We start from the raw sequence: 936 nt of genomic DNA on the forward strand, positions 1-936 counted from the left end.
AATTATACACCAAAATAAGAAAAATATAAAAAATTTAACTGAATTTTAGAATATCTCTTCGCCTATCTTATCCTTGAACACGATAGTCAATTGAGCTAATGTTATTCCCCAATTTGGTACTGGAGAAATCCATTTTCTCATGACTTGCTCGGTTGCAAGGTAAAGAGATTTTCTGAGGGATTCATCAGTCGGAAAAACAGTTCTTATTTTTGTGAACTTTCTAAGCTGTCTGTTGAATCCCTCTAATGCATTTGTGGTATAGATAATTCTTCTGATTTCAGGTGAGTATTTAAAATATGTTGATAATTTATCCCAGTTATTGTACCATGAGTCAACTACTATACCATATTTGTGATTCCATTTATCTTTTACAGTATCCAGGCTATTAAGTGCATCTTCTTCATTGGGTGCTTTATATACACATTTTAAGTCTCTCATAAATTCTTTTTTATCTTTGGATGCTATATATTTAATCGAATTTCTTATTTGATGTATAATACAATTTTGAATACTAACATCTGGGAATACTGACTTTATAGCATCAGGAAGGCCTTTAAGTCCATCCATGCAGGCAATTAATATTTCTTTTACACCTCTGTTTTTTAAATCATTGCAGACAGACAACCAAAATTTAGCGCCTTCGGCTTCACCAATCCATATTCCTAAAATATCTTTATAGCCTTTCATATCAAGGGCCATACATATATAGGCAGCTTTTGTAACTATCTTATGTTCTTCTCTAACTTTAAAATGTACTGCATCCATGTATACAATAGGATATATCTCGTCGAGTGTTCTATTCTGCCATTGGGCGGCTGAGCCCATAACCTTGTCGGTTATTTTTGATATCATAGTTGACGATACATCTATACCATATAATTCTTCTAGTTCTGATTGAATATCTCTTGTAGACATCCCTCTTGCATATAGTCCTAT

1 protein-coding gene is annotated in these 936 nt (G+C 32.8%); it reads right to left on the reverse strand.

Going from position 1 to position 936, the window contains the following annotated elements; translation table 11 throughout:
• Positions 1–45: 45 nt before the first annotated feature.
• Positions 46–936 (reverse strand): IS256 family transposase (locus tag KM800_RS15090; protein WP_217813820.1); only part of this gene is annotated, 891 nt, incomplete at its 5' end.

Source organism: Clostridium tyrobutyricum, assembly GCF_019144085.1.
GTDB classification, from domain to species: domain Bacteria; phylum Bacillota; class Clostridia; order Clostridiales; family Clostridiaceae; genus Clostridium_B; species Clostridium_B tyrobutyricum_A.